General features: G+C 41.5%; 26 protein-coding genes. 18 read left to right on the top strand and 8 right to left on the bottom strand.

Translation table 11 applies throughout. From position 1 onward, the window contains the following. The coding region (locus DW103_RS18520; RefSeq protein ID WP_233545719.1) for a hypothetical protein at nucleotides 1-203 on the top strand (203 nt) is incomplete at its 5' end. A gap of 100 nt (nucleotides 204-303) precedes the next feature. Here the strand turns inward: DW103_RS18520 and DW103_RS16435 are convergent. From DW103_RS16435 to DW103_RS16415, 5 genes are all read right to left on the bottom strand, one after another. Further along, nucleotides 304-1,119: a hypothetical protein gene (locus DW103_RS16435; RefSeq protein ID WP_122278107.1), complete on the bottom strand. Its 816-nt coding sequence runs from the start codon at nucleotides 1,117-1,119 to the stop codon at nucleotides 304-306. A gap of 213 nt (nucleotides 1,120-1,332) precedes the next feature. After that, nucleotides 1,333-1,920: a TIGR00730 family Rossman fold protein gene (locus DW103_RS16430; protein WP_122278111.1), complete on the bottom strand. Its 588-nt coding sequence runs from the start codon at nucleotides 1,918-1,920 to the stop codon at nucleotides 1,333-1,335. A gap of 11 nt (nucleotides 1,921-1,931) precedes the next feature. Then, nucleotides 1,932-2,681, bottom strand: a complete 750-nt coding sequence (locus DW103_RS16425; protein ID WP_122278105.1) for a TIGR02757 family protein — start codon at nucleotides 2,679-2,681, stop codon at nucleotides 1,932-1,934. Nucleotides 2,682-2,688: 7 nt separating this feature from the next. After that, on the bottom strand, nucleotides 2,689-3,390 hold the full coding sequence (locus tag DW103_RS16420) for a DNA alkylation repair protein (RefSeq protein ID WP_122278103.1): 702 nt from the start codon (nucleotides 3,388-3,390) through the stop codon (nucleotides 2,689-2,691). Next, entirely contained in the window at nucleotides 3,387-4,349 is a 963-nt protein-coding gene (locus DW103_RS16415; protein ID WP_122278101.1) for a 2-hydroxyacid dehydrogenase family protein, read from the bottom strand. Before DW103_RS16415 ends, DW103_RS16420 begins: the two co-directional genes overlap by 4 nt. Nucleotides 4,350-4,437: 88 nt before the next feature. On the opposite strand from DW103_RS16415, the gene DW103_RS16410 reads away from it, so the two are divergent. The 4 genes from DW103_RS16410 (at nucleotide 4,438) to ybeY (ending at nucleotide 6,951) form a co-directional block, all read left to right on the top strand. After that, nucleotides 4,438-5,676: a nucleoside recognition domain-containing protein gene (locus tag DW103_RS16410; protein WP_122278099.1), complete on the top strand. Its 1,239-nt coding sequence runs from the start codon at nucleotides 4,438-4,440 to the stop codon at nucleotides 5,674-5,676. Between the two features lie 99 nt (nucleotides 5,677-5,775). Next, the gene (locus DW103_RS16405) at nucleotides 5,776-6,177 is read left to right on the top strand and encodes a nucleotidyltransferase substrate binding protein (RefSeq protein ID WP_122278097.1); all 402 of its coding nucleotides are present in this window, start codon (nucleotides 5,776-5,778) and stop codon (nucleotides 6,175-6,177) included. Then, nucleotides 6,159-6,500, top strand: coding sequence for a nucleotidyltransferase family protein (locus DW103_RS16400; RefSeq protein WP_233545718.1), 342 nt, complete (start codon nucleotides 6,159-6,161; stop codon nucleotides 6,498-6,500). Before DW103_RS16405 ends, DW103_RS16400 begins: the two co-directional genes overlap by 19 nt. 13 nt (nucleotides 6,501-6,513) lie before the next feature. Further along, the gene (gene ybeY / locus DW103_RS16395) at nucleotides 6,514-6,951 is read left to right on the top strand and encodes an rRNA maturation RNase YbeY (RefSeq protein ID WP_122278095.1); all 438 of its coding nucleotides are present in this window, start codon (nucleotides 6,514-6,516) and stop codon (nucleotides 6,949-6,951) included. A 33-nt stretch (nucleotides 6,952-6,984) separates the two neighbouring features. On the opposite strand, the gene DW103_RS16390 is transcribed toward ybeY, so the two are convergent. Further along, a complete protein-coding gene (locus DW103_RS16390; RefSeq protein WP_122278093.1) occupies nucleotides 6,985-7,854 on the bottom strand; it encodes a M15 family metallopeptidase in 870 nt (289 codons plus the stop codon). Between the two features lie 269 nt (nucleotides 7,855-8,123). Here DW103_RS16390 and mnmG point away from each other — a divergent pair, with 269 nt between their 5' ends. The 5 genes from mnmG (at nucleotide 8,124) to deoC (ending at nucleotide 13,616) form a co-directional block, all read left to right on the top strand. Further along, complete coding sequence (gene mnmG, locus DW103_RS16385) at nucleotides 8,124-10,001, top strand: tRNA uridine-5-carboxymethylaminomethyl(34) synthesis enzyme MnmG (RefSeq protein WP_122278091.1); 1,878 nt, start codon at nucleotides 8,124-8,126, stop codon at nucleotides 9,999-10,001. Between the two features lie 79 nt (nucleotides 10,002-10,080). After that, nucleotides 10,081-11,889, top strand: coding sequence for an excinuclease ABC subunit UvrC (gene uvrC, locus DW103_RS16380; RefSeq protein ID WP_122278089.1), 1,809 nt, complete (start codon nucleotides 10,081-10,083; stop codon nucleotides 11,887-11,889). Between the two features lie 4 nt (nucleotides 11,890-11,893). After that, nucleotides 11,894-12,346 (top strand): D-aminoacyl-tRNA deacylase, encoded by a 453-nt coding sequence (gene dtd, locus DW103_RS16375; protein ID WP_122278087.1) that lies wholly within the window; start codon nucleotides 11,894-11,896, stop codon nucleotides 12,344-12,346. 1 nt (nucleotide 12,347) lies between these two features. Further along, a complete protein-coding gene (locus DW103_RS16370) occupies nucleotides 12,348-12,680 on the top strand; it encodes a nucleotide pyrophosphohydrolase (protein WP_122278085.1) in 333 nt (110 codons plus the stop codon). A 3-nt stretch (nucleotides 12,681-12,683) separates the two neighbouring features. Continuing rightward, nucleotides 12,684-13,616 carry a deoxyribose-phosphate aldolase gene (gene deoC / locus DW103_RS16365; protein WP_122278083.1) on the top strand — a complete coding sequence of 311 codons (933 nt, stop codon included), beginning with the start codon at nucleotides 12,684-12,686 and terminating at the stop codon, nucleotides 13,614-13,616. An 80-nt stretch (nucleotides 13,617-13,696) separates the two neighbouring features. Here the strand turns inward: deoC and DW103_RS16360 are convergent, their stop codons facing one another. Further along, complete coding sequence (locus DW103_RS16360) at nucleotides 13,697-14,275, bottom strand: hypothetical protein (RefSeq protein ID WP_122278081.1); 579 nt, start codon at nucleotides 14,273-14,275, stop codon at nucleotides 13,697-13,699. Nucleotides 14,276-14,378: 103 nt separating this feature from the next. On the opposite strand from DW103_RS16360, the gene DW103_RS16355 reads away from it, so the two are divergent. Then, nucleotides 14,379-14,966, top strand: coding sequence for a hypothetical protein (locus DW103_RS16355; RefSeq protein WP_122278079.1), 588 nt, complete (start codon nucleotides 14,379-14,381; stop codon nucleotides 14,964-14,966). 456 nt (nucleotides 14,967-15,422) lie between these two features. Here the strand turns inward: DW103_RS16355 and DW103_RS16350 are convergent, their stop codons facing one another. Then, a complete protein-coding gene (locus DW103_RS16350; RefSeq protein WP_122278077.1) occupies nucleotides 15,423-16,394 on the bottom strand; it encodes a polyprenyl synthetase family protein in 972 nt (323 codons plus the stop codon). A gap of 99 nt (nucleotides 16,395-16,493) precedes the next feature. Here DW103_RS16350 and polA point away from each other — a divergent pair, with 99 nt between their 5' ends. The 7 genes from polA to DW103_RS16315 all read left to right on the top strand — a co-directional run bounded on the left by polA (nucleotide 16,494) and on the right by DW103_RS16315 (nucleotide 24,960). Then, nucleotides 16,494-19,289: a DNA polymerase I gene (polA, locus tag DW103_RS16345; protein WP_122278075.1), complete on the top strand. Its 2,796-nt coding sequence runs from the start codon at nucleotides 16,494-16,496 to the stop codon at nucleotides 19,287-19,289. Between the two features lie 43 nt (nucleotides 19,290-19,332). Then, on the top strand, nucleotides 19,333-20,511 hold the full coding sequence (locus DW103_RS16340; RefSeq protein ID WP_122278073.1) for a 6-bladed beta-propeller: 1,179 nt from the start codon (nucleotides 19,333-19,335) through the stop codon (nucleotides 20,509-20,511). A 331-nt stretch (nucleotides 20,512-20,842) separates the two neighbouring features. Further along, nucleotides 20,843-21,514: a hypothetical protein gene (locus tag DW103_RS16335; protein WP_122278071.1), complete on the top strand. Its 672-nt coding sequence runs from the start codon at nucleotides 20,843-20,845 to the stop codon at nucleotides 21,512-21,514. Between the two features lie 213 nt (nucleotides 21,515-21,727). Next, nucleotides 21,728-22,831: a redox-regulated ATPase YchF gene (ychF, locus tag DW103_RS16330; RefSeq protein ID WP_122278069.1), complete on the top strand. Its 1,104-nt coding sequence runs from the start codon at nucleotides 21,728-21,730 to the stop codon at nucleotides 22,829-22,831. Nucleotides 22,832-23,000: 169 nt separating this feature from the next. Beyond that, nucleotides 23,001-23,345, top strand: coding sequence for a hypothetical protein (locus DW103_RS16325; protein WP_122278067.1), 345 nt, complete (start codon nucleotides 23,001-23,003; stop codon nucleotides 23,343-23,345). Further along, the gene (locus DW103_RS16320; protein ID WP_122278065.1) at nucleotides 23,312-23,986 is read left to right on the top strand and encodes an ATP-binding cassette domain-containing protein; all 675 of its coding nucleotides are present in this window, start codon (nucleotides 23,312-23,314) and stop codon (nucleotides 23,984-23,986) included. Before DW103_RS16325 ends, DW103_RS16320 begins: the two co-directional genes overlap by 34 nt. Before the next feature lie 62 nt (nucleotides 23,987-24,048). Continuing rightward, a complete protein-coding gene (locus DW103_RS16315; protein ID WP_122278063.1) occupies nucleotides 24,049-24,960 on the top strand; it encodes a TolB family protein in 912 nt (303 codons plus the stop codon). The last annotated feature ends 186 nt before the right edge of the window (nucleotides 24,961-25,146 follow it).

Here is a 25,146-nt window from a genome sequence, read left to right as displayed (position 1 = left end):
GGCTTTTGATTTTTATTCCTAATGCGTTTGCCCTGAGGTTATTATGTCTTATTCGTTTTACGTTCGTTGAACGCAAAAGCTTCGAACGTATTTTTTGCGTTTTACGTTCGTCACTTTTGCGTTCAACGAACGTGAAACGAAAGAGAGGTAATATCAAATGGCTTTTCCTGAAATCAGTTTACGGATTAAACAATTATAACTAAACTCAATTTACAAAATAAAGATTAAATACTGAAAGCGATTTACAGCTTTTAATATTATTCCTATAAATCCTTTACATAATCCTCTCTATAAAAGGAATAATCAGTTAAAAACCTCCGCAATACTTTTTCCTGCTTCTTTGGCAATGGAAATAAGTAATTCCTCTTCGTTAGAATCTTTTGAATAATCAATTATACCACCCTGCTGTATAAGCAACTGAGAATTTATCTCTCGACCGAGAGGTACAACCCTCCTTAATTCCCAATCGGTAATATAAGTTACAAAACGAGTATAGGGGTGAGGTATTTTCTTGTTATTATCAAAAGAATAAGCAACAGAAGGACGAATAGATGCGAGATCAGATACAGGATCAGCTATATTGTGAAGACTAAAAGATCTAGTATTCTCTCTTGATATTGAAAATGCAGAATCTGGATTCGTATAATATAAATTATCGTATCTGCATTTATAATCGAACTTGATTTGCCGGGCCGCTATGACTATATCATATTTACCGGCATATAACAAAGAATCTAATTCTTCCTCGGACATCTTCCCTTGAATTATCTGAACAGACTTCTTTCTGGGTAAATATCTGAAGAATGCATCCAGAACATACCGATTATAAAACCGGCTTTCTATCAAACTATCCAGACTTAGCGGGCTTTTGACTGGAATGGTTAAATACAGCGGATCATGAAATTGAGTCGCTGTTTTTGTATCTGTGCCGTCCACAATCAATACACGCAAAGATTTGAGTGATATTTTCTTTAACGCTTCCGAGCTATTCCATATCTCTTTAGAATCCCCTTTTATTGATAAAGTTATCACTTTATTCAACACGACAGCTTTCCTGCTTTGGCAACTTCCACCCAACAAGAGGAAACAAAAAAGTAAATAATAGATAAGGTGCTTCATAAATTAAAGATTTAAGAAAGTGCATGCAAATAATCAGTAATAGAAAACATCAAGTGTTTAATGTAAGAGTAATAAAAGGCTCAAGAACAATTTGTATTTTACGAAAAAAGTAAATATGAGATTAATAACCAAACTTTTTTGTGCAAAAAAATTAAAGCAAGTAACTTTCACCACAAGCGGAGAATCAACAGATAGATAAAAAAAGAGAAACATTTAAACGGCTGCGAAACTGCGAGCGTTTTTATCCCAAACAGGTAGACTGTAAATAAGCTGGATAGCTTCGGTTGGAGTAGAAGCAACTGCCCAGATATCGGCATGACGCTTATGCATAAAATTCTCATCGACTGCCTTTTGAAGCATTTCGAGAAGAGAATCGTAGAAATGGTTGACGTTCAAGATTACGATTGGATTCAAAAAAAGTCCCAATTGCTTCCAAGTAATGATTTCAAGCAATTCCTCCAAAGTTCCACAACCACCAGGCAAAGCGATGACGGCATCAGCCATATCAGCCATCAATTGCTTGCGTTCGTGCATGGTATCCACTTCGATTCGTTCCGTCAAACCCTTATGATACCAACCTTGTTCCACCATAAAGCGGGGAATAACCCCTGTCACAGTTCCCCCGGCTTCCAAGGTTGCATCCGATACGGTACACATCAATCCAATATTGCCGGCTCCATTTATCACCCGCAATTTCCGCTCACCCAGCAAATGGCCCAATTCTTCAGCCGCCTCGAAATAGACAGGAGCAATCTGCGTACTAGAGGCACAATAAACACAAACAGAATTTATTTTATTCATTTCCTTTTCCATCATATATTTTTCTTTTTATTAATATCATACCCAAAAAGAGCGAAATCACCGAGGCAAGGGTCGTTTGGAAAAATACGGGAAAGAGCTTCCGTTATTTCGACAGCCGTTTTCAGGGAAGCGGACTTCTGTTCAGTCAGTCCCAGTTCCAGCGAAATACTATGGACATGCGTATCTAATGGAATAATCAATTGATGCGGATGAACAGCTGTTTGCCAGATACCGAAATCTACAATTCCGTCCCTGCGAACCATCCAACGGAGAAACATAGCCAGACGTTTACAAGCGGAAGTCCCGTTCATCACCGGAATGCCTTTGACTCCTGCAAACATATCCTGCAACTTATGAATGGGATTCGGATACAGATTAACAGCCAAAGCATCTTCGAGCGAATCATATTCCGCATAAATCTTATTCAATCGAGCACAAAGGACACGAAGGTCGGAAAAGGTATAAAAACGATAAAAAGTCTCCCGTCCGGAAGAAGAAACAAGCGACGGCAAGGTTTTATACCCTTTTTCCATAATCCATTCGTGCGGACTGCTCCCCATACGCTCATGCAACCAGTCGGCTTTGCGGAGTATCAGTTCACGCCGTCCATAAGAAATCCAAGAAGTAAGGAAACCGGATATTTCGATATCCTGTTTTTTTGAGAAACGGTGCGGAAACTGAACCGGATCATCTTTTATAAAAGACTGTATGTTATATGTTTGCGCCCATTTCAGTAGTTGATTTTTTACCTTTTCGTCCATCCTGTTTTTATTTCTTCTTTAAGAAATACTGCCGCTGTTCTTCCGGATAATGCTCGATTGCATACCGGAGAGCCGTACGGGGAAGACGGGTGGCATACTGTTCCAAAAACTCCGTCAGCGTCTCCCGGTCCTTTTTTCCGATTTCACGAAGCATCCAGCCGACAGCCTTGTGCATCAAATCATGCTTATGGGTCATCAGGAGTTCCGCCAAAGCCAACGTATCGGCATATTCCCTGTTACGGATAAAAGAAATAGTCGAAACCATTGCGATACGTTGTTCCCAAAGGTTGTCGCTTTCGGCCAACTCATACAGACGCGAACGGTCTTTATCCAGCAGATAAGCACCGACTACATGCGGACAGGTGACGTCGACCAAATCCCAATTATTAATGCGCCTGGCATTTTTCAGGTAAAATTCATACAATTCTTTCCGTTCCGTTTCAGTAGCTTTTTTGAATTGCTCGGCAACAATCAACAGGGCGCACAGGCGGGCTTCATGGTATTCGCTTTCCATCAGGAGCTGTAATTCAGAGAGCGGTGTCTGCTTATTCGCTTTCGCGATATTACGGGTCAGAGGAACAACCAAGCCAAGGAAAACATCACCTTCGGCATATTGTCCGGGACCGGTCTTAAAGAACCGTTGCAAGAAAGCCGCCTTCTCCGGATTTGCCATCGAAAGCAATTCGTTCAATACAAACGCAGCCGTCATGGACGCAGGACACGTGACACAGGGCGGTCGCCTTCCAGGAATCCGATAACATTGTTGCAGACCGTACGGGCCATGATAATTCGCGTCTCCAATGTCTGCGTACCAATATGGGGAGTAAGCACTACATTATCCATTTCAAGCAGTTCGGGTAACGGATAATCACCGAACTCAAAGACATCGAGACCGGCGCCGTAAAGAGCTCCCTCCTGTAAGGCTTTCACTAAAGCGTGCTCGTCAACCAGCGGTCCACGGGCAGTATTTATCAGGATAGCAGTGGGTTTCATCAACTTCAGTTCCGCTTCGCCGATAATGTGATATGTATCGGGCGTATAAGGAGCATTCAAGGAAACAAAATCGGATTTGGCAAGTAATTCTTCTTTAGAAGCGTATGTGACATTCAACTTTGTTTCTTCCTCAACATACAATTGGCGACGATTGTGATAAATCACTTCCATTCCACAAGCATTAGCCCTTTTAGCCAAGGCTTTTCCGATACGTCCCATTCCGATAATCCCTAATGTCTTTCCGGTAACGTTTGCACCGAGGTTCTCCAATACGCCGACTTTCATCTCGTGCCTGAGCGTACGCAGTTTACGGTCGCATTCGGTCACACGGCGCGCGGTATCGAGCATCAGACAAAGAGCGAGATTAGCTGTAGGAGCCGTTACCGGGTCGGGTGTGTTAGCTACCGTAATTCCTTTTTCAAGACAGTAAGCCACATCGATATTATTGTACCCGACTGCATAGTTGGCTACCATTTTCAGACGGGGAGCATGGTCCACCAATTCTTTATTAACCGGGAAATCGAACATCGAGCATAATACATCATACTCCGGAATCATTTCAAACACTTCTTCGTAAGTAAAATCGCGTCCTTCGGGGAAAATTACGTCATACTTGCTTTCCAGCTCGGTAAAGCCCTCGCGGAACATGTCGTAGGTTACTAATATCTTTGTCATAACTATTCTGATTATACGGAACAAAAATACAAATCTATTGTCAATTATTTACTATTTTTGTAACCATTGTAATAAAAGAATACACATTATGGTATTAAACTATATCTGGATAGCCTTTTTCCTGATTGCTTTTATCGTAGCATTGTGCAAACTGGTTATCGACGGAGATACGGAGGTTTTTACGAATATCATTAACGCGTCCTTTGCTTCCGCCAAGACCGGGTTTGAAATATCCTTAGGGCTAACCGGTATCCTAGCTCTCTGGTTAGGAATTATGAAGATAGGAGAAAAAGGAGGCGTTATTCAGGCGTTCGCCCGGCTGAGTGCACCGGTATTCAGCAAACTTTTCCCGGGCATACCGGAAAATCACCCGGTGACGGGGTCTATTTTCATGAACCTTTCAGCCAATTTGTTGGGGTTGGATAATGCTGCCACTCCGATGGGACTGAAAGCCATGCAGCAACTTCAGGAACTGAATACGGACAAGGATTCAGCCAGTAATCCGATGGTAATGTTTCTTTGCATCAATGCTTCGGGACTGACACTTATCCCAATTACCATTATGATGTACCGGGCACAGATGGGAGCAGCCAATCCTTCGGATGTATTCCTGCCGATTATGTTGGCGACTTTCACCTCTACTTTGGTCGCAATATTAGCAGTCTGTTTCAAGCAACGCATCAATATCTTACAGAAGAATTTATTGTTGTTTTTCGGAGGTCTGGCACTCTTCATCGGTGGACTCGTCTGGCTCTTCAACTCGATGGAACAGGAACAGGTATCCCTCTATTCCACCCTCTTTGCCAACACGCTGCTATTTACCATTATTTGCGGTTTCATCGTAAGTGGTATCCGCAAAAAGGTCAATGTTTACGATACGTTTATCGAAGGAGCAAAGGAAGGTTTCCAGACGGCTATTACGATTATCCCCTACCTCATAGCCGTATTGGTTGCCATTGCTGTCTTCCGGGCTTCGGGAGCAATGGATTTTCTTATCAACGGCATCCGGATGGGAGTTGCTGCCATCGGTTTAGATACGCATTTTGTAGAAGGTTTACCCACAATGTTGATGAAACCGCTGAGTGGAAGCGGTGCCCGCGGGATGATGCTTGACGCGATGAATACATACGGGGCAGATTCCTTTGTCGGTCGCCTTTCCTCTATAGTGCAAGGTTCGAGTGATACGACCTTTTATGTGGTGGCACTTTATTATGGAAGCGTAGGTATCCGAAATACCCGTTATACAGTCCAATGCTCTCTTTTGGCAGATTTGGCAGGAGCCATCGCCGCAGTTTTACTGACTTATATTTTCTTCACGGCAAGTTGAACATCCTGCTTGAATGGAAAAACAGCCCCTATTTTGTTGCGCTCTGGTTTCTTTTCCGTATTTTTGTCTATTGTATGAAACTTCTTTAAAAGAGCATATATGGAACAAGACATCCGATGGAAACAACGTTTTCAGAATTTCGAAAAAGCATTTCTTCGTTTGGAAGAAGCTATTCGAATCGTAAAAGGAGAGCCGGACAATGCACTACTGCAAGCTGGTCTCATCCAAACATACGAGTTCACATTCGAACTGGGGTGGAAAACATTAAAGGATTTTCTGGAAGCTGAAGGTTTCATCGTTCCTTCTCCAAAAGCAACACTTCGTCAAGCCTATCAAAGCGGTTACATAAAAAATGGCGATAGATGGCTGAAAGCGCTTAACGACCGTAACCTGACAGCTCACACGTATGATGATGAAATCGCTACCGAAGTAATAAAGGATATTCAGGAAAAATACTTTTTCCTGCTAAAAGATTTATATGTATGGCTGAAAACGCAATAGACCAGACTATGTATGGCATCCCGGCATCCGAATGGGAACTGATTAATAAAATTTTTTCCCGTTCGCCGCATGTAAAAGAGGTCATATTGTTCGGTTCGCGGGCGAAAGGGACATTTAAAACAGGTTCGGATATAGACTTTGCTATAAAAGGCACTGATATTACAAAAGATGACATTTCGTCCTTAGTGGGTGCTTTTGAAGAGTCGGTACTTCCTTATTTTGTCGATGTTATTTTGTATTCATCTATTCATAATGAAGCATTAAAAGAGCATATAGACAGGGTAGGTATTCCAGTTTATTCCTCTCAAACAAAAAACAAATAAAGAATTAAAGAATATGGCAATCGCATTTTACGCTGAAGAGATTGAATTGCCCTCCATTAAAAAGCGGGCGGTAAGCAATTGGATAAAGGCTGTAGCTGAGACGTACGGGAAAAAGGTTGGCGACGTCAGCTATATCTTTTGCTCCGATGAAAAGATTTTGGAGGTAAACCGCCAATACCTGCAACACGATTATTATACGGATATTATCACATTCGATTATACAAGCGGAAATAAGATTTCCGGAGACCTTTTTATCAGCTTGGATACAGTCAAAACCAACTCCGAAGCTTTCCATACGGAATATAACGAAGAACTTCACCGTACAATTATCCACGGTATCCTCCATCTTTGCGGCATTAACGACAAAGGCCCGGGAGAACGCGAGATTATGGAAGCAAACGAAAACAAGGCATTGGCGATATTACCGGAAGAATGCCGTATCCTGCAATAAAGTCAGCTTTGCTTAATAAGCAGAAATGGTTGATTACTTGATAATCAAATCAGGATTTATGCTATTAATCCATTCGTCTAGATTTAGATTCTTTACTGTATTATCGCCTGCAAAACCGGTAATGTCGTTCGCAGTTATCAGTTCTTTGTACTTAACTAAAAACGCACCGGACAAGGGGCGATAGCTCCAATGCCATTTTTCCTCGCAAAAACCTTTTTCCCTGTTTGGAGCGTCACGAGGAGTATAAGGTTGGTAAAAACCGAACGAGTTTGCATTTTTTTGCAACCATTCGTAGACTTTTTTTCCGGTTTTTGTTTCAAAATAAGCCAACTGTAGGCTGTTCAAGTCAATCTCCGTCCCCCAATGGTGGCGTGAAATTCCAGGCAAGGCGCAATAATTTAGTAAATAAAGAGTTTTCTTCAAATCGGTATCGAGTTCATCTTTACTGCTCAGTTTTTTCCATTTGGCATTCCAATGATTACATTGGTCGTCATAGGTTCTTGCAGCCGAAATGATTCGAAGCTCCACACCCTCTTTTTTCGCTGCTTCGTACATCTTAATAAAAGCTTCGTATGTCTCCCGCAACAAGTGTACTTTGTAAGGTGTATGTTCCGGCAAAACATTCATAAAGTCCGAATCTTGCCGTTGATTGATTTTCCCTAATAAGTATTCTTTCGTCAAATACCTTGCCGGGACAGTAAAAGAGGAAGTGCTTTCCTCTGCTATTATTTCAGTAGAATCATTCTCAGAAGCGGATTCATCATTAGGAAGGGCGGATACCGAGTCAGCCGGCAAAGATTGTTCCGAGTTTCTATTTTTTCCGTTTAAAAAACAACTTGTTCCCATCCACAAAAACAAAAGCGTTCCGACAAACAGAACCGTCCCTTTTCTACATTTCATCATGTTTTTTATTTTATTCCGACCCTTGCTACAAGGAAAGCAGAGCTTGTTTAAATATACCACGTTTCTTTATGAAAGATAAGTATTATTCTTATTTTATCGTAAAGATAGGTATTTTAAGTTTACCTGCTACAACAATTGCGTTTTTTTCCAAAAAAGCGTACGGTTTTTTTTTGAGAAGGATGTACCCTTTTTGTTTAAAAGTTATAACTATGATACCGGAATGCACATGTATGCTTATCTTTGTACCTGAAATAAAGAGATAACAGACAATGACTTTTAATTACGACGTAATCGTAGTAGGTGCGGGACATGCCGGTTGTGAGGCAGCAGCGGCAGCCGCCAATATGGGTTCGAAGACACTTCTCATCACAATGGATATGAACAAGATTGCGCAAATGAGCTGCAATCCTGCCGTCGGAGGCATCGCCAAAGGGCAAATCGTTCGCGAAATCGACGCTTTAGGCGGATATATGGGAATTGTAACAGACCGTACGGCTATCCAGTTCCGCATGCTGAACCGGAGCAAAGGGCCGGCAATGTGGAGTCCGCGTGCCCAGAGCGACCGAGCACGTTTTATCGAATGTTGGCGGGAAATATTGGAAAACATGCCCAATCTTCATATCTGGCAGGATACTGTTCACGAACTACTGCTGGACGGAAATACCGTGTGCGGGGTAAAAACAGGTATGAATGTCGAATTTCATGCTAAAAGTGTTGTTCTGACCAACGGTACATTCCTGAACGGTTTGCTCCATATCGGACGGACACAGATACGGGGTGGACGTATAGCAGAACCGGCCGCAACGGGCTTGACCGAGCAGCTGATTTCGCTTGGAATAAAGTCGGCACGCATGAAAACGGGAACACCTGTCCGTATCGACGCGCGAAGCGTTCACTTCGATGAAATGGCCGAACAGCCCGGAGAAAACGATTTCCATAAGTTCTCTTATATGGACACTCCGCATCATGTATTGAAGCAACTCAGCTGCTGGACTACTTTTACAAATGAAGCTTGCCACGAGGTATTACGCCAGGGACTCCCCGACTCTCCGCTGTATAACGGACAAATAAAAAGTATCGGACCGCGCTATTGCCCCAGCATCGAAACGAAAATCGTAACATTTGCGGACAAGCCCCAACACCAACTGTTTCTCGAACCGGAAGGGGAAACGACACAAGAATATTACCTGAATGGTTTTTCTTCCTCTCTTCCTATCGACATCCAGATACGTGCACTGCAAACTATTCCCGCTTTTCGCGATATTCAGATTTACCGTCCGGGATATGCCATCGAATATGACTTCTTCGACCCGACACAGCTTCATCATAATCTGGAGACAAAGCAAATCCGCAACCTGTTCTTTGCCGGACAAATTAACGGGACAACCGGATATGAAGAAGCCGGCGGACAAGGATTGATGGCCGGAATTAACGCGCATATCAATTGTCATGGCGGTACGCCTTTTGTATTAGGACGCGATGAAGCTTATATCGGAGTGCTGATAGACGACCTCGTAACGAAGGGAGTAGACGAACCGTACCGCATGTTTACTTCACGGGCCGAATACCGTATTCTGCTTCGACAAGACGATGCGGACATGCGTTTAACGGAGAAATCCTACAAAATGGGGCTGGCCAAACAAAAACGTTATGACCTACTGATTGAAAAAAGAGCAAGCCGGGATTCTATCATTGCTTTTACTCAAAACTATTCCATCAAGCCACAACACATCAACAGTGGCCTGGAAGCATTGGGTACGACCCCGCTTTCGCACGGATGCAAATTGATAGAGCTGATTCCTCGTCCGCAAGTCACATTGGAGAATATGGCAGAACTTATTCCTGCTTTTCGTGAGGAACTGGACAAAGTTCCGGCGTCGCGTAAAGAAGAAATTATTGAAGCGGCAGAAATATTAATCAAATACAGCGGCTATATTCGACGCGAACAAATCATCGCAGACAAGATAAACAGACTTGAAAACATTCACATCAAAGGTAAATTTGATTACAATTCAATCCAGTCCTTATCCACCGAAGCCCGCCAAAAGCTGACAAGAATAGACCCGGATACAATTGCCCAAGCAAGTCGTATCCCAGGTATTTCCCCCAGCGATATCAATATATTACTGGTGCTTCTCGGGAGATAAACCGCAAATGTTCCACGTGAAACATTTACTTTAGCAAGAGAGGCTAAAGTTCTGGGAATAGGATGTAAACAATTAAAAGATGACAACAGACAAGAACGAACATATAAAGATGATACTTTCCGTTATTCCGGAAAAGCCTGGTTGCTACCAGTATTTTGATGAACGGGGGACTATTATATATGTAGGGAAAGCTAAAAACCTGAAACGTCGTGTCTCTTCCTATTTCAACAAAGAGCACGATAGTAATAAAACGCGCGTTCTCGTTAAGCAAATCCGCGACATCAAATACATTGTTGTCGATACGGAGGAAGACGCACTCCTTCTTGAAAACAACTTAATCAAACAATATCGTCCCCGCTATAATGTATTGTTGAAAGACGATAAAACATATCCGTCGATTGTTGTTAAGAACGAATATTTTCCACGCGTCTTCCAAACACGCAATATCGTACGCGACGGTTCGCAATATTACGGGCCCTATCCTTCCCTTTATACGGCAAAGGTAATGCTACAAATGCTCAAAGATTTGTATCCTTTACGAACCTGCAAATATCCGCTTACCCCGGAATCAATTGCAGAAGGACGTTATAAAGTATGTCTGGAATATCATATTAAACGATGCAAAGGGCCATGCGAAGGACTACAAACATTAGAAGAATACCGACAAAACATTTCCGAAATAAAAGAAATTCTACGCGGCAACATTTCACAAATCAGTAAACATCTCTATGAAAAGATGCAAACATTAGCCGCCGAACTACGTTTTGAGGAAGCACAAAAGGTAAAAGAAAAATATGATGTCATCGAAAATTACCGTTCCAAATCCACCGTAGTGACTCCCATGTTGCATAATATAGACGTATTCTCGATTGCGGAAAACGAGCATTCTGCTTACATCAATTTTATGCATATCGGAAACGGAGCCATCGTACAAGCTTACACATTCGAATACAAAAAACGCCTGGAAGAGAGCCGGGAGGAATTACTTAGCTTAGGAATCGTAGAGATGCGCAACCGCTTCAAAAGCACAGCACGCGAAATCATCGTACCTTTTCAGTTGGATATGGAGCTGGAAAATGTTTCTTTTACTATTCCACAACGGGGGGATAAAAGAAAGTTGCTTGAACTTTCCGAGATGAATGTCAAGCAATATAAAGTAGATAAATTAAAACAAGCGGAAAAGCTAAATCCGGAACAACGAAGTACCCGCTTGCTAAAAGAGATACAAGACACGCTGCATCTGCCCAAGCTGCCGGCACATATCGAATGCTTCGATAACTCCAACATACAGGGAAGTGATGCTGTAGCAGCATGTGTTGTTTTCAAAATGGCGAAACCATCGAAGAAAGATTATCGGAAATACAACATAAAAACAGTGGTAGGCCCTGACGATTATGCATCCATGAAGGAAGTAGTACGCCGCCGTTACCAACGTGCGATAGACGAAAGCACTCCCCTGCCCGATTTAATCATAACAGACGGTGGAAAGGGACAAATGGAGGTCGTACGCGAAATCATACAGGACGAACTCCATCTTGATATACCGATTGCCGGGTTAGCCAAAGACGGACGCCACCGCACATCCGAACTCCTTTTCGGTTTCCCGCCGGAGACAATCGGTATGCCGATACAAAGCTATATGTTCAAGTTTTTTACCCAGATACAAGACGAAGTACACCGCTTCGCAATCACTTTCCATAAAGACAAACGAAGCAAAAACCAAACAAAATCGGAACTCGATACAATAAAAGGCATCGGTGAAAAAACAAAAGTATTACTTTTACGTCATTTTAAAAGCGTAAAACGGATACGTGAAGCGAACTTCGAGGAATTGAAAGAATTAATCGGAGAAGCGAAAACAAAAGCATTATTAAATGGTTTAAAATAAAGAGATGAGGACAGTTACACAACGAGTTCAGTATGCATCCGTCACTATCGACGGACAATTGAAGTCTAAAATAGGTAAAGGTTTACTTGTATTGGTCGGCATAGAAGACCGGGATACGCAGGAAGACATCGAATGGTTATGCAAAAAGATAACGAATCTGCGTATTTTCGACGATGAAAACGGGGTTATGAACCGTTCTGTCATTGAAACAGGCGGTGAAGTTATGGTGGTAAGTCAATTCACCTTGCATGCCTCCACAAAGAAAGGAAACCGCCCCTCCTACATCCATGCTTCGAAACCGGAGATTGCCATTCCCATGTATGAAACTTTTTGTTCGGAAATGGGTTTGCAGCTGGGAAAAGAGGTGGCAACAGGTACTTTCGGTGCCGATATGAAGATTGAATTATTGAATGACGGGCCCGTCACCATCCTGATTGACTCACAAAACAAAGAATAAAATGGCAGAAATCACTCTTCAGCAAGCACAGGAAAAAGTGGACAACTGGATTAAAACGTATGGCGTCCGCTATTTTAACGAGCTGACCAACATGACAATCCTGACGGAAGAAGTGGGCGAATTGGCTCGCATCATGGCACGTACCTATGGCGAACAGTCATTTAAAGAAAGCGACAAACATCGTGACCTAGGCGATGAAATGGCAGATGTTCTTTGGGTTTTGCTCTGCTTAGCCAATCAAACCGGGGTAGACCTGACCGCCGCTTTCGAGAAAAATCTGCAAAAGAAAACCGACCGGGATAAAGAACGACATATAAACAATAAAAAATTATAGAATATGACACACGAACATAATCACGCTTGTGGATGCGGACATGAACATGAACAAGACTCCGAACATCTCCATACCAATAAATATCAGCAGGCTTTCAACAAATTTGAAGCTGCCGGAAGTGAAGAACTGATTGCCGGAAAAGTAAAATCCATCCTCGAAAAACATGAAAAAGAGAATTTTACTCCGGAAGTATTGAAGCAAATACACGGTTGCATCGACCTCACCTCCCTCACCAGTATCGATACAAAAGAAAGTATCTGGAAACTGGTTGATAAAGTAAACGATTTCGAAGGAATCCGCCCCGACGTACCTAACGTTGCGGCCATCTGCACCTATCCTCTTTTTGTGGAAACAGTCAAACAGGCCCTCACGGCACAAGACGTCAATATCGCTTCCGTAGCCGGAGGTTTTCCTTCCTCCCAAACCTTCATGGAAGTCAAGATTGCAGAAGCAGCCATAGCGGCTATGCAGGGAGCGAATGAGATTGACATGGTCATGAATCTTGGTTATTTCATGGAAGAAAATTATGAAGAAATAGCTGAAGAATTACAGGAAGTCAAGGAGAGTTGCCGTGGAGCCAAACTAAAAGTCATATTGGAAACCGGTGCACTTGTCACACCCGAAAATATTCAAAAAGCAGCGATATTGGCCCTTTATTCCAATGCTGACTTTATCAAGACTTCTACCGGAAAAGGGTATCCCGGAGCTACCCCTGAAGCCGTTTACACCATGTGTCAGGCAATTAAAACATACCATTCCATCTCAGGACGTAAAGTCGGCATCAAAGTCTCCGGAGGCGTTCGTACCGCTGAAGATGCTGTCAAGTACTATACGATTGTGAAAGAAACTTTGGGCAATGATTGGCTAAATAAAGACTTATTCCGCATCGGGGCAAGCAGCCTGGTAGAAGATATAGAACATCGCTTAGGCAAATAAACATAAGCTGTGTCAAAAAGAACTTCATAAGTAAAATCAATTACATTTTGAGTAACTCTTTTTGACACAACTTCATGGAATCATAATATATATCCTACCAAAAGAGAAACTGTAAATGTTTTATCGTTTCCCTCTTTTGTCTCAAACATATGTCCAAGTGTAGGTATATAACCAAAAGAGCCACCTAACAAGAAACGATTCAAACAACAATTAATTCCTAAAGTAGATTTTAAGCAATAATTAATTTTCTTCAACTTATCGTAATCTGAAATAATACTATTACCAACATTTACTCCAATTTGGGGACCAATACCCAGATAAAATATCATATTTGACTTTTCATATTTCAAGTTGAACAAAGTATTTAGTGTTACATATTTGGCACTTTCATTATGACAAAGGCTACTCTCTTTCCCTATTTCTTCTGCGTACAAATAGGAATACTGTCCCCCTTTCCGAAGATATCCCAAACTACTAGACAAAAAGCACCATTTCTTATCCAAATAATTAACCCCAACATTCATATGATATTTACAAATCATTTGGTCATAAACATTCTGCAACGATGATAAAGAAACACCATTCTCAATAAACACTGATTGGGAATATACTTTTGTCATCAACAACAACATTGACAGCAAGCATAAGAATTTATTCATACCTTTATTACAATTGATACAAAAAAATAACGCTATCCATGACGATTTATTGTAAATAAATAAATAACTTTACCATATTATTAATTAATTAACATAAATAATTATGAAACACATTCTATTTATTAGCTATGCCATCTGTACATTCACTTTGGCTGCTTGTTCAAATGAAATCATCCCTTCTGATAAGCAAGGAGATAATGCTCAATTATATTGGATGGAAGAAGATACTTCCGTGATTTTCGTTAATTCTATTGAGGATTTGTGTAAAGATCTAACAATATCCAACTATGAGAATCCCTTTTTATCAACAAAAGCGAATGTTATCATCCAGACAGTAAAAGGCTATGATGAACTCTCTTATAAATATAAAGACTCCAAAATGAGTTTTGGAGCAAATTTAGCAGCGATTATCGGAGTAGATCCATATGTAGTATACATTGTTGATGAATATTTATTGACTAAAAGAATTTCAATGTCAGATGGATACGCAATTCCTTTAGAATCGCCGAAATGTGGTTTTTTGCCAACAGGAAAAAATAATGAGTTAGGATACTCTGCAACAGTCATAAATGGAAATTTCGAAATGACAACAATTACTATAAATGTAAAATATAACACATCAGGACAAACTTTAAATATATGGAGTCCTCGACAGAATAGCCAAATTGAATGGATTTATGGTAGTCTCTAATTTAACATTTGATAATTATAAATGATATACACCTTTATCTTCTCCTGTGAAGACTCGAACATCCATAAAATCAACACTTGGACACAAGTTCACCCACTACATCCAAGTGTTGATTTCATTTTCTACCAACTTTTCCTCATTCATATATTCCCTTTAAAGAACTCCAAATCTTTCTTTCCACTATATTCCTCCAAATAACAGAATGTTCATCTTTTGAGTGTTTTGCAATCGGATTGATATGTGAAAAAGGGTTACATGTGCGGGTAATTTATTTTACCCGCCATACTAATCCCATTTACCCGCTATCATAGTGACATTTTGATAATCGTATAAAATTCACTGCCAAGACTTTTTATACACATCTTCGCAGAGAGTTCCATGCAAGAAAATAAAAATTATAAGCAAATAAAATATGCCGAAACAGGACAGAAAAGGAAAGTCTTTCAATAGTAAAAACTATTTCTGCCGTTCTACTATATAATCGGCCAAAAGACTCAAAGCCTCGCGAGCCGGAGACTCCGGCAAAGTATAAAGAACCTCAAGAGCTTTGTCATGATATTCCTGCATACGTTTTTCAGCATACTCGATACCACCGTTCGATTTGGCAAAATCAATTAACAGGTCTATATTCTCAGTAGAAAAATCTTTTCCCCTAATAATTCGCAGGCAATGTTCAGCCCCTTCCCCACCCTGTTTGAGGGCATACAAAAGAGGAAGTGTTATTTTACCTTCACGAATATCATTACCGGTTGGCTTGCCGATATTCGTTTCTTTAAAATAGTCGAATATATCATCTCTAATCTGGAAAGAATAACCTAAATATTCACCAAACTCACGACATTTCTCAACGAAACCGGGAGAAGCACCAGCCGAAATAGCTCCTATTTCCGTACAGGCAGAAAGCAACATGGCTGTTTTCTTGCGTATCACCTGCAAATAGCAAGCCTCGTCAAGAATACTCTCTTCAGCTGTTTCCAACTGTTTGATTTCTCCTTCGGAAAGGTCGCGGCCCAAGTTGGAGACAATACCTATGATTTGCAGGTTTCCTGTCTGGATAGAACGAATCAATGCGGTAGAAAGGACATAATCACCCACCAGCACGGATATGCGATTGTCGAAGATTGCATTCAGCGAAGGTACTCCCCGACGCTGTTTTGTCTCATCAATTACATCGTCATGAATCAACGTTGCCGTATGAAGCAATTCCAACAAGACAGCCGAATTAATCGTATCCTCCGTCACGCGCCCACATACCTTAGCCGCAAGAAGTACCAATAAAGGACGTACGTGCTTGCCGGTAGCATTCATTATTTGTTTAATAGCCGATTGCAATCGATTCGTCTCGCTTTGAAGTGAAGCGACAAACTCATCATTAAAGCGTTTAAACTCCGCGGCAACCGGTTCTTCTATTTTACTTCTATCCTTCATAATCTATCCTAAGATGCGCAAAAGTAACAAAAAGTATTGAGTAAGCGAGTTTTTTCGTACATTTACCAACAAATGTCACACTAAAACGTGTTAAAAGCGATGAAGTTATTTCTCATAGATGCTTATGCATTGATTTACCGTTCCTATTACGCCTTTATTAAAAATCCGCGTATCAACTCAAAAGGAATGAATACTTCGGCAATTTTCGGGTTTATCAATAGCTTGGAAGATGTGCTGAAACGTGAAAACCCAAGTCATATTGCCGTTGCGTTCGACCCCAAAGGACCGACATTCCGCCACGAGGCCTACGAACTATATAAAGCCCAACGCGAAGAAACTCCTGAAGTTATCCGTCAATCCGTCCCCATCATCAAAGACATCATCGGAGCCTATAATATTCCCATCCTGGAAGTGCCTCGCTACGAAGCCGACGATGTTATCGGCACTATCTCCAAACAAGCGGAGAAGGAAGGTTTCGAAGTTTATATGATGACACCCGATAAAGATTACGGTCAGTTGGTCTCAGAACATATATTTATGTATCGACCTAAGTTTGGCGGCGACTATGAAATCATGGGAATACCAGAAGTGCTCGGCAAATACGGCCTCACCTCCGTCGAGCAGGTAATAGACCTGTTGGGATTGATGGGTGACAGTTCGGACAATATCCCCGGTTGTCCGGGAGTCGGAGAAAAGACGGCACAGAAGTTACTTACCGAATTCGGAACAATCGAAAACTTGTTGGAGAATACCGATAAACTAAAAGGTTCCCTTCAAAAGAAAGTAATCGAGAATGCAGAGCAAATCCGTTTCTCTAAATTTCTCGCTACCATCAAAACCGATGTTCCTATAGAATTTGATGCCAACCTTTGCATACGTGAAAAAGTAAATGAAGACAGTCTGAGGAAGATTTACACTGAATTAGAATTCAGAACATTTATTAACAAGCTTGATAATGGAGACGAAAAAAAGCAACCGAAAGTTACAACGACTCCTCCTACCCCAAAAAAGGGACCGATTCAAGGCTCGCTCTTTGAAGAATTTGCGACCGACTCCCCAGCTCCGCGCAAATATTCAACTCTCAAAGACTTAAAGTCGACTCCTCACAACTATCATCTTGCTGATAATGAAGAAGAAATGCACAAATTAGCCGCATTTTTAGAGAGTCGGGATTTTTTTGCTTTTGACACGGAAACCGATAGTGTAGACCCACTTAGCGCCGGATTGGTCGGAATGTCGTTCGCTGTAACAGAAAACGAGGCTTGGTATGTCCCCGTTCCGGCTGAAAAGGCAGAAGCGGATAAAATTGTCGCTATCTTCACCCCTGCCCTACAAAATTCGAAAATTCAGAAAATCGGACAAAACATCAAATTCGACATACTCGTCCTCCGGAAATATGGAGTCCGGGTAGCAGGGGCCTTGTTCGACACAATGATTGCCCATTACCTGCTCAATCCGGAATTACGTCACGGGATGGATTACCTTGCCGAGACTTACCTGAAATATAAAACAATCCATATCGAAGAGTTAATCGGACCAAAAGGGAAAAAGCAACTTTGCATGCGTGATATAGCAGTTGCCCGAGTAGCCGAATATGCTGCTGAAGATGCAGATGTCACACTGAAGCTGAGAAACTATTTCGAACCCCTACTGAAAAAGCAGGGCATCGAATCTTTATTCTATGACATTGAAATGCCTCTTATCTATGTTTTAACAGAAATGGAGGTGACAGGAGTCACTCTCGATACATTCGCACTCAAACAGTCCTCCATTACACTGACAAGTGAACTTAAAAATCTTGAAAAAGAAATTTATGAATTAGCCGGTATGGAGTTCAACATCAATTCCGCCCGCCAAGTCGGTGAAGTTCTTTTCGAACATCTCAAGATTGAAGAAAAAGCTAAAAAGACAAAAAACGGCAGTTACAGCACAGGCGAAGAAGTATTGGAAAAAATGCGTTCCAAACATCCGGTTGTCGGTAAGCTGCTGGAATACCGGGGAATCAAGAAATTACTGAGCACCTATATCGATGCCTTACCGGAATTGATAAATCCGAAAACAGGTAAGATACATACCTCATTCAACCAAACTGTAACGGCTACGGGCCGCCTCAGTTCCACCAATCCGAACCTACAAAACATTCCTATCCGCGATGCGCTCGGACGTGAAATACGCAAAGCTTTCACTGCCGACAACGAAGAATGTATATTCTTTTCCGCCGACTATTCACAAATAGAACTTCGCATCATGGCACACCTCAGCGGCGATAAACACATGATAGAAGCTTTCCGCAGCGGAGCGGACATCCATGCTGCTACGGCTGCCAAAATATATAATATCCCGGTAGAAGAAGTTACTTCCGACATGCGCCGGAAGGCCAAAACTGCCAATTTCGGTATCATCTATGGAATTTCCATTTTTGGCTTGGCGGAACGGCTCAGCATTCCCCGTTCGGAGTCAAAAGAGCTGATTGAAGGATACTTCCGAACCTATCCGGACGTTCGTGCCTATATGGACGAAAGTATCGAAATAGCGAGAGAAAAAGGCTATGTGGAAACCATCTACAAACGTAAACGTTTCCTGCCAGACATCAGTTCGCACAATGCCATCGTACGCGGTTATGCCGAACGAAATGCAATTAATGCTCCCATCCAGGGAAGTGCCGCCGACATCATAAAAGTGGCAATGGTCCGTATTTTCAATCACTTCGAAACAGAAGGATTGAAAAGTAAAATGATTCTTCAGGTTCATGACGAATTAAACTTCAATGTTTACAAAGACGAGCTAGAAAAAGTAAAACAGATAGTATTGGAAGAAATGGAAGGAGTCATCAAGTTGCAAGTACCGTTAATCGCCGACTGCGGAGAAGGCATAAATTGGCTGGAAGCCCATTAAGAAGAACAGAAAGTAAACAAATATCCAATAATACAAATCGAAGATGAAACACATATTCCTACTTCTATGCTTGCTAGTAGTCATCTGTTCATGCAAACAGAAAAATAACGAAACGACTGAAATAATTGTAGTAAACGTGGCAAAAGACTATCCCTCCAAAAATATCTTTTTGCAGGATATTGCCGATATAGAATATATTCCTATTGCCTCATCCGATTCTTTTCTCGTAAACTCTTCTTTTTCCCAGATTTCCGAGGAAGGAATTGTAGCAAGAGGAGGTAAAGCCGGAGAAATACTTTTGTTCGACAATAAAGGACAAAAATTACAAGGACATATATGCAGAAGAGGTCAAGGACCGGAAGAATACACGGCCGTCATCGCAAATATTGTCGATTGGAAACGGAAAGAAGTTTTCATTGCAGATTATGGTAGTTTAAAAGTATATGATTTCTCCGGGAATTATCTGCGTACTTTGCTGAAAGAAGATATTATGAGATTGAATATTAAGAATCTGAATGAAAATTATCTGCTATGCAGCTATAATAATGAATATACGAAAACGCCCTATCGGCCATTTTATACAATATCCAAAGATACGGGAAAAAGTGATACTCTGTCCTTTGAAATTCCACGATTCATCGCAAGCAACCGACATGTCACGATGGAGGATGGAAAAGTCAGTCATGCACATGGTTATTTACCTCAAATATACAGTTGCAGCGACAAAATTTGGTTGACAGATGTAGCCTTAGATACCGTCTTTATCTTACATGCAGACAAACATTTAGAACCTGTAATGATTCCACTTCAAGCTCCGACAAAAGATGAGGAAGCCCCTCTTTTATTTTTTTTGGGCATGAACGACCAATATGCATGGGTTACCCGGTTAGCCCGGAATGTCACAACTACGATGGACGATATGATAGCTAATCACGAGAAAAGAGAAAAAACATATATGTATAATCGAGCTACACAAGAATGGATGGAACCCATTTACCGAAACAAGGATTTTACCTCGCGTACTCATGATCCACAATCTATCAATATCACATCCGTACCTTACGGATACGGTCTGGTCGTTTTAGAAGCAATGGATTTGGTCGAAGCTTACCAAAACAACGAGATTGCCAATGAACAACTTAAAGTGATTGCATCCAAACTAAAGGAAGAAGATAATCCTATTTTAATGAAACTAAAATTTAAACCTTCTACAAGAAAATAGCAAGACAAAATGGAATACTACTCTTATTTATCAATTCTTTCATTATCTTTGTCGAAGTTGTTATGAACTTGTAGCAAGTTTACATAAATAAAAAAACAAAGCGTTATCATATTGTCCTTAAGCAAGAAAATCGCCAATTTTCCATCCAGTAAGGACAGTAGACAACAAATGCCTCACGTTTTTTGTATATAGAGAATATAAACATTAAGCGTGGGCTGTTGTCTATCTGCTGGATAGGTGTTTGGCGATACCTCTTGCTTGGATAGATGACAGTTCCCACGCTTTTTTTATATTTTCCATCTTTGGGAACGGATGGAACAATCGAATAGTTATGTATTTCATATTCCCAGAAAATCTTCCGGAACCAGTCATAAAAGCAGCACTCGAACTTACGTCCGAGACATCTTCTTTATACCATTTCATAACACCGGATACGGAAATATCAAACCGGGCTATTTCAATAGCTATCCCCGACGAAGCGACTCACATCCGTTCTATTCGTTTCACCACTCCATTAAGTAGTTTTCTTTATTATTTCCCCGATAAAGGATATAAGATAGCTTTAGGCATACATTTGCCGGAACTGATAACTCCCGTTGCCGGCAGTTATTATGCAGGAGGAATCATTATCCGGACGGGAAAGGAAGGCTGTGAAATAATGGCCGAACCTGAAATTACAATGTATAAAGGCACGGTTTTAGCTATTCACGAACAAAGCCTCAATTATTATGACGCATTGATTTATTGTGAAACTATTTCCGAAAACAGCTCGGGTAATTGGCATCTGCCCGATACGCTGGATTTGACTTCCATCTATAATAAAAAACAGACAATAAACTCCTCTCTCCTCAAATTACAGGGAAGTTTACTAAATGACGAGAAATATTGGTGTCGGGATAACAGTGTAATCGACTTAGGGGTTGCATTTGATATGGAGACAAGCAGTCTTGATATTCTTTCAAAAAGAAGTCGCCAACAAGTGCGTCCGGTCCTTAATTTTTGAGATTCAATATCCTCTCCCCCAATATCGTCCAAAATAAAAATAAAGATTTTTTCCTTTTTTCTGAATGTAAGAAAGGCCTCGTCCGAATAAACCTGCATAAGCAGGAAGGATGAGGCCTGATTATTTACAAATGTAGTATCACTTTGACAAAAGAATTGGTTATCTTTGCTGCCGGAAAAAACAGGTTAAAATAAATCATAACATTTAAATAGAATGGCATTACAATGTGGCATCGTGGGCCTTCCGAACGTAGGAAAGTCTACTTTATTCAACTGCTTATCGAATGCAAAAGCACAGTCTGCAAACTTCCCGTTTTGTACAATTGAACCGAATGTCGGAGTCATCACTGTACCGGATGAACGATTGAATAAACTGGCAGAAATAGAACATCCTCAACGTGTCATCCCGACAACCGTCGAAATCGTAGACATAGCCGGCTTGGTAAAAGGAGCCAGCAAAGGGGAAGGATTGGGGAATAAGTTTCTGGCGAATATCCGCGAAACAGACGCTATCCTGCATGTATTGCGTTGTTTCGACGACGATAATATCGTACATGTAGATGGCTGCGTAGACCCGGTTCGTGACAAGGAAATTATCGATGCCGAATTGCAAATCAAAGACCTTGAAACAATTGACAGCCGTATTGCAAAAGTACAGAAACAGGCACAAACCGGTGGCGACAAACAGGCTAAAATAGCTTATGAGGTACTTTGTAAATACAAAGAAGCCATTGAACAGGGGAAAAGTGCACGTACCGTTACTTTCGATACAAAAGATGAAGAAAAAATCGCCCACGACCTATTCCTGTTGACTAACAAACCGGTTATGTATGTCTGCAATGTAGATGAAGCCAGTGCGGTAAACGGGAATAAATATGTGGATGCCGTACGTGAAGCCGTCAAAGACGAAAACGCCCAAATACTGGTCGTTGCCGCCAAGATTGAAAGTGAAATTGCAGAATTTGAAACATACGAAGAACGACAGATGTTCCTGGAAGAAATAGGCTTGGAAGAGTCCGGGGTAAACCGCCTGATAAAATCAGCCTACAAACTCCTTAACCTGCAAACTTTCCTCACGGCAGGCCCTGACGAAGTCCGTGCCTGGACTTTTCATAAGGGTTGGAAAGCTCCGCAATGCGCCGGCGTTATCCACACCGATTTCGAGAAAGGTTTTATCCGTGCCGAAGTCATCAAATACAACGACTATATCACGTTAGGTTCTGAAGCTGCGGTAAAAGAAGCCGGAAAGATGAGCGTGGAAGGTAAGGAATACGTCGTGCAGGACGGTGATATCATGCATTTCCGTTTCAACGTATAATCGAATTAAGATAATAGTTTCTGTGAGGAGGTGTTGCAATTGAATATATTGCAATACCTCTTTTTTCTTGTTATCTTCATTAAAAATATGAAATACGAGAAACATTACGATAATCAAGTAATTTACTATTAAATAAATATTTATATTTGCCACAACCGATTAATTGTTTATGATTCGTTTTCGACTCTACTACGCATTCTTTCGAAGTACCTGGTTGCCCAGTATCTTTACAGGAGTAATCATGGCGATAGTGTTCCCTTTGACGACAGATTTCAAAGTGCTCACAAACGAAACGCTCAAAAATTGTCTGCTCCTGATTCCGACAGCGGGATTAGGTATGAACTTTTTATATAAAGAGCTGACTCAAAAAGAGGAATATTTCTTCTTTTATAATCAGGGGATTGGGAAAGTCCGTCTTTGGGCCGCAACCTTTCTGCTATCCGCAAGTTCATGTTTTATTCTTTATCAAGTTTTCCGCCTATGTGTACATGCCTGGAAGTGGATAGCGTCCTGAAATCATTCGGTGATAACATCGTCCTCACCGACGTCTATCTCTGCTGTAAACCGGGAGATATTATCGGTCTGTTCGGCAGAAACGGAACCGGTAAATCCACGCTCTTGAATATCATTTTCGGGACATTGAAAGGAGACCGGAGTTTTCTCCGTATAAACGGACAAGTCATCAAAGGGAGTGCCTATCATACCCGGCAAGTCGCTTATCTGCCTCAACACGGTTTTCTTCCCAGCTATTTGACGGTCAGTCAAGTCGCAGCACTATATGTACCTAAAGAGCAAGTAAAACATTTTTTAGGTGACCGTTTTATTTTCAAATCCCGGAACAACAAAACAGCTCATCTATCAGGAGGAGAAATCCGCTATCTCGAAATAAAACTAATCCTTTACAGTCAAGCTCCTTACTTGCTACTGGACGAACCCTTCAACGGCCTTTCACCTATAGCGGCCGAGGAAATCAGGAGGCATATAGCCGAAAGCGCCCGTACCAAGGGGATTATCCTGACCGACCATAACTTCCGCGAAGTTCACAAAATAGTGAACCGTATCATGTTGCTGGACCAATGTTATCTTAAAGAAATAAAAGACAAGGAAGAACTAATCCCATACGGTTATTACCTTCCTCCCGAAAGAAAAGAATGAAAACCGGGTTATTATTTCCTATAAAAAATGTATCTTGCAGCACCTTATTAATGCAATGATATATGAAATCCTATTTAATTCTCCTCTTTACTACATTCGCCTTGGCAACAACCGCCCAGCAGGCAAACAAGCTCACCAGCATACTCGAAATACTGGACGTGACGAATGGTAACAGAACCATTGTAAAAGAATTTCCTTACCGGATTGAAGCTCCCAACTGGACACCTGACGGACGGTGGTTAGTGTATAACAGCGAAGGAAAACTCTATCGGCTCTCTCCTACTTCACCCGGTGAACCGGAACAGATAAACACAGGTTTTGCCCGAGGTTGCAATAACGACCATGTCATCGCTGCCGACGGACAACAAATAGCCATTAGCCACGGAACGAAAGAAGACTACAAATCGCGTGTTTATACCCTTCCCTTCGAAGGTGGCACTCCGCGCCTTATCACCCCTTTAGGACCAAGCTACCTGCACGGATGGAGCCCGGATGGACAGCAATTGGCCTATTGCGCCGAACGAAACGGTAATTACGATGTATACGTCATACCGGCTGAAGGAGGCGAAGAAATCCGGCTCACTACAGCCGAAGGGTTAGACGACGGACCGGAATACTCTCCATGCGGACAGTATATTTGGTTCAACTCCGTACGAACCGGGTTGATGCAGATTTGGCGAATGAAAACAGACGGTTCGGAGCAGACGCAAATGACGTTTGACGAAACCCGTAATTCCTGGTTTCCACATATTTCTCCCGATGGCAAATCAGTCGTCTTTATCACTTATCATAAGGGTGATTTGGAACCGGGCGAACATCTACCCAACAAACATGTGGAATTGCGCCTGATGCCCGCAAAAGGCGGCGAACCGAAAACCCTGATAAAACTATTCGGCGGGCAAGGAACCATCAATGTCAACTCATGGGCACCGGATAGTAAACGAATTGCTTTTGTTAGTTACCGGTTAGATTAAAGTCCCCATCCTTTTCAGGAAAGGACAGTTCCTTTTTCAAATTTTCTCCCTCAGGGCAAACGCATTAGAAACAATCTGAAACTGAAGATGTTAAAAAAAGGAAGAGTAAAACTTCTTTTCGTGGATAAAAAATCAGAAATTAGTCCCCAAAAAGAAAAAAATGGAAAACGAAGAACTCCCTCAGAT

The organism is Parabacteroides sp. AM08-6, from assembly GCF_003473295.1.
Classification (GTDB): Bacteria; Bacteroidota; Bacteroidia; order Bacteroidales; family Tannerellaceae; genus Parabacteroides.
This window is presented reverse-complemented; position numbering and strand designations above follow the sequence as displayed.

Bases quoted from the DNA above. Each gene is read 5' to 3' on its own strand.
- DW103_RS16340 (WP_122278073.1), top strand. From the start codon at position 19,333: ATGAAACACATATTCCTACTTCTATGCTTGCTAGTAGTCATCTGTTCA.
- DW103_RS16415 (WP_122278101.1), bottom strand. From the start codon at position 4,349: ATGACAAAGATATTAGTAACCTACGACATGTTCCGCGAGGGCTTTACC.
- polA (WP_122278075.1), top strand. From the start codon at position 16,494: ATGAAGTTATTTCTCATAGATGCTTATGCATTGATTTACCGTTCCTAT.
- DW103_RS16360 (WP_122278081.1), bottom strand. From the start codon at position 14,275: ATGAATAAATTCTTATGCTTGCTGTCAATGTTGTTGTTGATGACAAAA.
- dtd (WP_122278087.1), top strand. From the start codon at position 11,894: ATGAGGACAGTTACACAACGAGTTCAGTATGCATCCGTCACTATCGAC.
- DW103_RS16430 (WP_122278111.1), bottom strand. From the start codon at position 1,920: ATGAATAAAATAAATTCTGTTTGTGTTTATTGTGCCTCTAGTACGCAG.
- DW103_RS16405 (WP_122278097.1), top strand. From the start codon at position 5,776: ATGGAACAAGACATCCGATGGAAACAACGTTTTCAGAATTTCGAAAAA.
- ybeY (WP_122278095.1), top strand. From the start codon at position 6,514: ATGGCAATCGCATTTTACGCTGAAGAGATTGAATTGCCCTCCATTAAA.
- DW103_RS16390 (WP_122278093.1), bottom strand. From the start codon at position 7,854: ATGATGAAATGTAGAAAAGGGACGGTTCTGTTTGTCGGAACGCTTTTG.
- DW103_RS16425 (WP_122278105.1), bottom strand. From the start codon at position 2,681: ATGGACGAAAAGGTAAAAAATCAACTACTGAAATGGGCGCAAACATAT.
- DW103_RS16315 (WP_122278063.1), top strand. From the start codon at position 24,049: ATGAAATCCTATTTAATTCTCCTCTTTACTACATTCGCCTTGGCAACA.
- ychF (WP_122278069.1), top strand. From the start codon at position 21,728: ATGGCATTACAATGTGGCATCGTGGGCCTTCCGAACGTAGGAAAGTCT.
- DW103_RS16370 (WP_122278085.1), top strand. From the start codon at position 12,348: ATGGCAGAAATCACTCTTCAGCAAGCACAGGAAAAAGTGGACAACTGG.
- uvrC (WP_122278089.1), top strand. From the start codon at position 10,081: ATGACAACAGACAAGAACGAACATATAAAGATGATACTTTCCGTTATT.
- DW103_RS16420 (WP_122278103.1), bottom strand. From the start codon at position 3,390: ATGACGGCTGCGTTTGTATTGAACGAATTGCTTTCGATGGCAAATCCG.
- DW103_RS16325 (WP_122278067.1), top strand. From the start codon at position 23,001: ATGATTCGTTTTCGACTCTACTACGCATTCTTTCGAAGTACCTGGTTG.
- DW103_RS16400 (WP_233545718.1), top strand. From the start codon at position 6,159: ATGGCTGAAAACGCAATAGACCAGACTATGTATGGCATCCCGGCATCC.
- DW103_RS16350 (WP_122278077.1), bottom strand. From the start codon at position 16,394: ATGAAGGATAGAAGTAAAATAGAAGAACCGGTTGCCGCGGAGTTTAAA.
- DW103_RS16335 (WP_122278071.1), top strand. From the start codon at position 20,843: ATGTATTTCATATTCCCAGAAAATCTTCCGGAACCAGTCATAAAAGCA.
- DW103_RS16355 (WP_122278079.1), top strand. From the start codon at position 14,379: ATGAAACACATTCTATTTATTAGCTATGCCATCTGTACATTCACTTTG.
- mnmG (WP_122278091.1), top strand. From the start codon at position 8,124: ATGACTTTTAATTACGACGTAATCGTAGTAGGTGCGGGACATGCCGGT.
- DW103_RS16435 (WP_122278107.1), bottom strand. From the start codon at position 1,119: ATGAAGCACCTTATCTATTATTTACTTTTTTGTTTCCTCTTGTTGGGT.
- DW103_RS16320 (WP_122278065.1), top strand. From the start codon at position 23,312: ATGTGTACATGCCTGGAAGTGGATAGCGTCCTGAAATCATTCGGTGAT.
- DW103_RS16410 (WP_122278099.1), top strand. From the start codon at position 4,438: ATGGTATTAAACTATATCTGGATAGCCTTTTTCCTGATTGCTTTTATC.
- deoC (WP_122278083.1), top strand. From the start codon at position 12,684: ATGACACACGAACATAATCACGCTTGTGGATGCGGACATGAACATGAA.